This is a genomic window from Corynebacterium sp. ACRPZ (assembly GCF_022346205.1).
GTDB lineage: Bacteria > Actinomycetota > Actinomycetes > Mycobacteriales > Mycobacteriaceae > Corynebacterium > Corynebacterium lehmanniae.
The window spans coordinates 116288-123784 of record NZ_JAKRMR010000007.1; the positions used below are offsets into that span (position 1 = coordinate 116288).

Sequence of the window (7497 nt, forward strand, 5' to 3'; positions counted from 1 at the left end):
CGCAGTTTGGGGGCGGAAAGTGTGAATTAGGTGCGCCGGTAGGTGGTAGTGCGCTGGCCCTGGCCGCCGAGCATGACCACATGGGCGTGGTCGAGCAAAGGCTCCAACGCGTAACGCAGCTGCGCCGGCGACAAACCCGTGGTGGCTTGCAGTTCCTTAAGTGTGACAGCGCCGGCGGGCGGAATCGCCTGGTACACGGCAGGAACATTCTTACCCAGCGCAGCGAGGCTCTCTGCCCGGGCGGTGAAATCGGAATGCTGTCTCGGGGACTCCCCGGACAATGAGAACACCCCGTCCGACTCCACGATCGCGCCAGCGTTTACAAGCTTTCGCAGCATGTTCCTGCACGCCTGCTCCCCAAGTGGTGTGTAGCGCTGCGTTATTGCTTGGAAGGAGGTGGCTCCGTGATTCTGCAGCTCTACAAGCAGATCCTCCTCCGTCGGTGTGAACTGTTCGCCGCCGCTTTGCAGCCCTTTCAACCAGGTGTTTTGTTCCTCCGTGAAACGGGAACCGCGCGGGAAGAGCACTTTGAACTCCACGCCGTTGTCAATAAAGCGCGGCTTTGGCAGGCGAGCCTCCCTCGTCGCAGCCAAAATTTCCTGGATGCCGCCTCCCTCACCCTCGATGACACGTTCTCCATCTTCCGTTCTGAGGTAACGCGCAATCTCGTACAACCTCTTGTTTACCGGCGATTTGGTCAGAACGGGGCTCTCTAGCTGCGACACAGACAGCCCGCGCAGCCCACCCGGGCTGACCACGATGAGCATCCGTTCAGTGATGCGAATTTCGACCTTCTTGCCCACATCCACCGAGGGGCCCAGATCCCGGTGCACCAGGGCATTCGCTAACACCTCGCGGATCGCGCTGGGAGGAAACTCGGGCTCGTCCACCAGATGCCCGCTGTTCGTGTACCGGCTGACCGTGTCTGAGTTCTGCTGAATCCACTCCATCGCCTCCGTCAACATCACCGGCAAAGGCCCCTCAATCTCAGTGAGATTCCTGTTCCGGCCCACGCCCTCACCCCGCGAAAGGCGCACCGCAGCCGTTGCGCCAAGCGCCGGCTCAACCGACTGGGGAAGGAACCCAAGTGCGTACAACCCACCGAAGCGGACGTTGCCCTCACTGTTCGTGACGTTGGTGACCTGCAACAGCTGGGCATCGTCGTCGATTTTGGAAATGCGCGAACGGGAGCCACGCACCGCCTTCAAATAGCCCGTGAGCACCTCACCGTCTAGGACGTCAGCATCAGTTCCCGGCACGGACTCGAAATCGAAGTGCGCCTGCTGCCTTTCGGCCAGCGCCGAAAGCTCGAGCATCTTCAAGTCGTTGGAGTTCATCACGTAATCGCCGTCCGCCTGCCGCAGATACGGTTTGCCGTCGTAATTCGCGGGCTTCTCGGAGGGCAACAGTGGCGTGACTTCAACAACCACCACATTCTTCCCCTCCAATGACAGGTGCGTGAACTCCAACTGCGGCGCGGGTTTGACTGCCGCGCGGTTGACGCTGGTCACTTTCTTTTCCATCTGCGCTGGGTCGTCAACCCCGGTGACCTCAAAGCCCCTGCGCTCGCTCACCCCGAGAAGAATCGCGCCCGACTGCGGCATGTTGGCAAACGCGCACAGCGTTTCTCCAATGTTTTTTGGGACTCCCCCACCTGCGGTTTTGCACTCGACCAGCGTGGGGTCGTCTCCAAACGCACGCAACTGGGAGAGCGTCTCGCGCAACTGTCCCTCAGTCCAAGTCATGGTTGTGAGTGTATTCTCACTTTCGCACTTTGTCTACCTGCGGTTTCGGAGTTTAATTCGCAGTATGAGGGCGGAAAGTGTGAAAGTGCTGCCACGGAGCAGCCGTCGCAAAGCAAAAAGCTCCCTCCGCAACCGGAGGGAGCAATCTGTGGAGCATAGGAGAATCGAACTCCTGACATCCTGCTTGCAAAGCAGGTGCTCTACCAACTGAGCTAATGCCCCGCGTACCCAAGGGTACCGTGGGCCTAGCAAGAATCGAACTTGCGACCTCATCGTTATCAGCGATGCGCTCTAACCGACTGAGCTATAGGCCCTTGGAACGAATAGGAATATTACAGAGCACCCATAACAGCTCCAAATCGCCAGCGTACGGCCCATAAAAGAGGCATTTGCTTATCGACGTTCCACCCTCCCGGTAAGCAGGGGTAATAGGCGGGGGTAGGCGTTGCGATAAGTGGTGAACAATCCGCGCTGTCCTGGGGTTTTGTGCGTCTTTGCAGGTGAGGGGGCTGCCCTCGGGTTCGTGGGGTGTTTTGGCAGGGGCTGATTGGTGAACAATCCGCGCCCGTGCGGGCCGCAAACGTTGAACAATCCGAACCAAGTGTTGAACGATCTTACCCCGGTTTACCTGCGCAAACTCCTTGCATAAAATCATGGACATCGAAGCAGCCCATGTCCACCACAACGCACAAAGGAGCAACGAGATGCGCGCACAGACCAAGGCCCTCGCCGCCGCGCTCGCAGCAGCACTGGCCTTCACCGGCCTCCAGCCGGCCGCCGCCGCGGATGCCTCCGCACTCGTTGGCCTCGAGGAAGCCGAATACGCCATCGACTCCGACAACGACGGCCTCCCCGACGACTGGGAGACCGAGGGCGTCGTGTTTCCCGACGGCACCGAGCTCGCCCTCCCCGAATGGGGCGTCGACCCCCACCGCCCCGACCTGTTCCTCCAGCTCAACTGGATGGAAGACCACAACGGCAGGTCCTTCGCGCCGTCCGCGCAGGCGCTGCAGGACATCGTCAAGCTTTTCGACGACCACGGCATCGCCCTCCACATCGACGCCGGCGAAACCTACACCAACATCCCCAACTACACCGAGTTCCACGGCGGCGAGACCGTGGGCTACTCCCAGTACTACTTCGCTGACCAGATCACCGGCGTGCGCCTTCTCCAGGACATCGACACCCACCTCGGCGACCGCTCCAACGTCTTCCGCCTGGGCATCATCGGCGACCAGATCGCCCCCGGCGACTACACCACCGGCGTCGCCCTCGTCGGCGACAGCGCCTTCTTCGTGGCCAACAACGGCCAAATCACCACCGACGAGCAGCTCCGCAACGCCATCCTCCACGAGTTCGGCCACACCCTCGGCCTGCGCCACAGCGGATCCGCGGACGTCACCCGCAAGCTGCCGCGCAGTCAGGCCACCCCGGCCGAATACCTCTCCGTGATGAACTACGACCACGAGTTCACCCACTTCAACTACTCCGAGGAGGCCTACATCGCCGAGGGCCCGAACGGCCCCGTCGAGGTGCCCGCCGACTGGGACTCCCTGGTCCTGGACACCCCGCGCATCGGCCACGACGCCCTCGAGCTCGGCGCCCGCACCGTCTCCCACGGCGCAGCGCCGGCGGCTAAGGCTTCGGTGGCCGAGGCTTCCGAGGCGCCGGTTTCTCAGCCTGAGCAGACCGCGCCCGGTAAGGACTCGCCAGCCGAGGCCGCAGACGTGAACGTCGCCGCGATCGTCGGCTCCGTGGTCGCAGCTCTGGCCGTCCTGGGCATCGCGGGTGCAGGCTTCGCCGCCATGAACGGCCTGCTCCCCTTCTAGCCCAACGCCCCGGTTCCGCCGGGGCTTTTTTCGTGGGTGCTGGCCAATAGTTGGGGTCACCGGGGTTGTCCGCAATGCGGAGTCCGCGAGCGATGAAGGCGGGAATGGCGAAGTCGATACCTTGAGGTCGATAGTTGCAGGTCAGGGCCTTTCGACGAAAAGCCGCCGGAACAGGGCTCAAACCTGTGACCAGGAACTATCGACATCGAGGTATCGACATGGGGTTTTGAGGGGCCCGCCCCGGAGACCAGCCCCTACTTCGCCCGGTTGGACATGGTGAAGTTGATGCCGCCGACCAGGTCCGCGATGGCGTTGTACATGATTACCGTCAGCGGGGCCATGATCACCTGGAACAGGAAGCCCACCAGGCCGAACAGGCCCGCGGCGGACATGGCCAGTTTCATGTCCACCACCTGGTCGCCGCCGACGCCTCCGATCAGCGAATTCACTGAATCCACCACCCCGGCGCGCTCCAGCCCGTAGTAGACCAGCAGGCAGGCGGCCATCCAGGCGATGAAGCCCAGAAAGGCCAGCAGCGTTGCCACTTTGAAGGTGGAGCCGGCGCCGATGTGGCGCACGGTCACTTTGCGGACAGCCACGGGCTACTCCTTGTCCTCGTCGGCCTGGGAATCAGAGGAACCGGCGGAGCTGTCGTCGCTAAGCGCTTGCTCGAGGGTCTTCTGCCCGGTGGCGACTGCGGTGGCTTCCTCCTCGCCTTCGTCCTCGACGTTGCGGTCGATGGCGAGCAGCTCGACGCCGTCGGCGAGGTCTACCAGGCGCACGCCCATGGTCGCGCGCGAGGACGGGCGGATCTGGTCGACCTCGGTGCGGATCACGCCGCCGGCGGAGGTGATGGCGAAGATCTGGTCGTCCTCCGCGACAGAGAGCGCGCCGATGAGTTTGCCGCGCTTCGGGCTGTACTTGAAGGTCATCACGCCCATGCCGCCGCGGCCCTGCGCGTTGTACTCCTCGATGGCGGTGCGCTTGCCGTAGCCGCCGGAGGTGGCCACGAGCAGGTATTCGCCGTCCTTGGCCACGGTCATGGCGAGCAGCTGGTCGTCGCCCTTGAAGCGCATGCCTTTCACGCCGGCGGTGGCGCGGCCCATCGGGCGCAGCTGCTCGTCGTCGGCGGAGAAGCGGATGGACTGGCCCTGTTCGGACACCAGCAGCAGGTCGTCGTCCTCGCCGACAAGGGAGGCGCCGATGAGCGCGTCGCCTTCGTTGAGGTTGATGGCGATCAGGCCGGCGGAGCGAGCGGACTCGTAGTCGGTGAGGCGGGACTTCTTCACGCGGCCGTCGCGGGTGGCCAGGACCAGGTACGGGGCGTCCTCGTAGGTCTGGATCTGGATGATCTGGGCGATCTTCTCCTCCGGCTGGAACTCCAGCAGGTTGGCCACGTGCTGGCCGCGGGCGGTGCGGCCCGCCTCCGGCAGCTCGTAGGCCTTGAGGCGGTAGACGCGGCCGAAGTTGGTGAAGAACAGGATCCAGTCGTGGGTGGAGCAGATGAAGAAGTTCTTCACCACGTCGTCCTGCTTCAGCTCGGCGCCGCGCACGCCCTTGCCGCCGCGTTTCTGGCTCTTGTAGGCGTCGACCTTGGTGCGCTTGGCGTAGCCGGTGGAGGTGATGGTGACCACCACGTTTTCGCGGGCGATGAGGTCTTCTTCGGTGACGTCGCCGGTGGCGGCGACGATGCGGGTGCGGCGCTCATCGCCATACTTATCGACGATCTCCTTGAGCTCGTCGCCGACAATTGCACGCTGGCGCTCCGGCTTGGCCAGGATGTCCTTGTAGTCCGCGATCTGTTCTTCGATGGCGGCCAGGTCGTCGACAATCTTCTGGCGCTCCAGGGCGGCCAGGCGGCGCAGCTGCATGGCCAGGATCTCGTTGGCCTGGATCTCGTCGACGTCGAGCAGGTCGATCAGGCCGGCGCGGGCGTCGTCCACAGTCGGCGAGCGGCGGATCAGGGAGATGACCTCGTCCAACATGTCCAGCGCCTTGACCAGGCCGCGGAGGATGTGGGCGCGCTTTTCGGCCTCGTCCAGGCGGTACTGGGTGCGACGGACGATGACTTCGATCTGGTGCTTGACGTAGAAGCGCAGCATCTGGTCCAGGCGCAGGGTGCGCGGGACGCCGTCGACAATGCTGAGCATGTTGGCGGAGAAGTTCGTCTCCAGCGCCGAGTGCTTGTACAGGTTGTTCAGCACCACGCGCGGCACAGCGTCGCGCTTCAGCGTGACGACGATTCGCATGCCCACGCGGTCGGAGGACTCGTCCTCAATCTTGGAGATGCCTACCATCTTGCCGGCGGTGACCTGCTCGGCGATGTTGTGGATGAAGTTGTCCGGGTTGACCTGGTAGGGCAGCTCGGTGATCGTGATGACCTGGCGGTTGCCAATCTCCTCGATCTCGGTCACCCCGCGCATGCGGATGGAGCCGCGGCCGGTGGTGTAGGCGTCCTTGATGCCCTGGTCGCCCACGATCAGGCCCGCCGTGGGGAAGTCCGGGCCCTTCACTCGCTCCATCACGGCGTCGAGGGTTTCCTTCTCCTCGGCGTCGTGGTTCTCCAGGATCCAGTAGATCGCCTCCGCCAGCTCGTTCAGGTTGTGCGGCGGGATGTTGGTGGCCATGCCGACGGCGATGCCGTTGGAGCCGTTCATCAACAGGTTCGGCACACGCGACGGCAGGACGGTCGGCTCCTGGGTCTTGCCGTCGTAGTTGGGCGTGAAGTCCACGGAGTTTTCGCGGATGTCCCGGACCATCTCCATGGCGATCGGGGTGAGCTTGCACTCCGTGTAACGCATCGCGGCCGGGCCGTCGTTGCCCGGCGAACCGAAGTTGCCCTGGCCGTCCACAAGCGGGTAGCGCATGGCCCACGGCTGCGCCATGCGCACCAGGGTGTCGTAGATGGCGCTGTCGCCGTGCGGGTGGTAGTTACCCATCGTGTCCGCCACCGGCTTCGCGCTCTTCACGTAGGAGCGTTCGGGGCGGTAGCCGTTGTCGTACATCGCGTAGATGATGCGGCGGTGCACCGGCTTCATGCCGTCGCGCACATCCGGGAGCGCGCGACCCACGATCACGCTCATGGCGTAATCGATGTAGCTGGTCTGCATCTCCTCGTTGATGTCGATTGGTTGAATGCGGTCCAAGCCGCCAGTGGTGTCATCAGCCATGTAGATGAGTCTAGCGGGCTTCTCCGGGTTTTCCCGGTTGCGGCGTGGTATCAAAGTGGTATGGCTATGACGCTCCGCTTGACCGCAGACGAGGACAAGGCGCTCGTGTTACTCGCGTCCGCATGGGGGTGCTCGAAGCAAGAGGCCGCACGCCGTGCGGTGGTCACCGCAGCATCGCGATTGCTTGACGACGCCCACGTCACCGACCTCGCCCGCACCCTCATCCCCACCTACGCCAGCATGGAATCCCGGATCCGTCAGGCCCGGTCATGAGGGGTTTTTCCGGCGAGCAGCTCCTGGCCGTCGCCGACGAGTACTGCGCCTTCCACGGCTGCCACGTCCGTTCGTTTGCCTCCCTGGCGGCCTGCGCCGCGGTGCCTGGCGCCCGGCTCCACGGCGTGCCGGTGTTCGACTCCGTGGAGGCAGCCGCTGCGGCGCTTGCCGAGACCATCCGCGCGCTGCAACCCCTGTCCGGTGCTGGCACTGAGCCCAACGCCGGGTTCGCGGACGTCGCCGCCGAGGTGTACCGGCGCTGGGCCGAGTGAGGGCCGGATGGTCGTCGATAGGCAACTGCTTTGTACGAATCGACATTTTTCTAGATTTCGTCGCTAAAACCCCAGGTCAAATTTTTTTCGCTTTGTGTCAAGTGGTTGTGAACAGTTTCTGGTTCAGGCGACGGTAAGTGTGGGTGATTGTGGGCGGGTTTTGGTGGTTGTGCGGATGATGGTGACCTCTTTGGGTAGTCCGGTCGGT

General features: G+C 63.5%; 6 protein-coding genes and 2 tRNA genes. 3 read left to right on the forward strand and 5 right to left on the reverse strand.

Translation table 11 applies throughout. The features are described 5' to 3' along the window. Positions 1-26 precede the first annotated feature (26 nt). From MHX64_RS06640 to MHX64_RS06650, 3 genes are all read right to left on the reverse strand, one after another. Positions 27-1745, reverse strand: coding sequence for an RNA-binding domain-containing protein (locus MHX64_RS06640; RefSeq protein WP_239356287.1), 1719 nt, complete (start codon positions 1743-1745; stop codon positions 27-29). 149 nt (positions 1746-1894) lie between these two features. Further along, a tRNA-Ala gene (locus tag MHX64_RS06645) sits at positions 1895-1967 on the reverse strand. Positions 1968-1985: 18 nt separating this feature from the next. After that, positions 1986-2059: transfer RNA gene (locus MHX64_RS06650), tRNA-Ile, on the reverse strand. Positions 2060-2449: 390 nt separating this feature from the next. On the opposite strand from MHX64_RS06650, the gene MHX64_RS06655 reads away from it, so the two are divergent. Then, on the forward strand, positions 2450-3574 hold the full coding sequence (locus tag MHX64_RS06655) for a matrixin family metalloprotease (RefSeq protein WP_239356286.1): 1125 nt from the start codon (positions 2450-2452) through the stop codon (positions 3572-3574). Between the two features lie 254 nt (positions 3575-3828). On the opposite strand, the gene MHX64_RS06660 is transcribed toward MHX64_RS06655, so the two are convergent. Then, a complete protein-coding gene (locus MHX64_RS06660) occupies positions 3829-4173 on the reverse strand; it encodes a DUF3566 domain-containing protein (protein WP_181889417.1) in 345 nt (114 codons plus the stop codon). Positions 4174-4176: 3 nt separating this feature from the next. After that, positions 4177-6744, reverse strand: a complete 2568-nt coding sequence (gene gyrA / locus MHX64_RS06665) for a DNA gyrase subunit A (RefSeq protein ID WP_239356285.1) — start codon at positions 6742-6744, stop codon at positions 4177-4179. 60 nt (positions 6745-6804) lie between these two features. Between gyrA and MHX64_RS06670 the strand changes: the two genes are divergently transcribed. Both MHX64_RS06670 and MHX64_RS06675 read left to right on the forward strand, forming a co-directional pair. Further along, positions 6805-7017, forward strand: a complete 213-nt coding sequence (locus MHX64_RS06670; RefSeq protein ID WP_239307562.1) for a CopG family transcriptional regulator — start codon at positions 6805-6807, stop codon at positions 7015-7017. After that, positions 7014-7289 carry a TetR family transcriptional regulator gene (locus MHX64_RS06675; RefSeq protein ID WP_239356284.1) on the forward strand — a complete coding sequence of 92 codons (276 nt, stop codon included), beginning with the start codon at positions 7014-7016 and terminating at the stop codon, positions 7287-7289. The genes MHX64_RS06670 and MHX64_RS06675 overlap by 4 nt, the downstream gene beginning before the upstream one ends. Positions 7290-7497 lie beyond the last annotated feature (208 nt).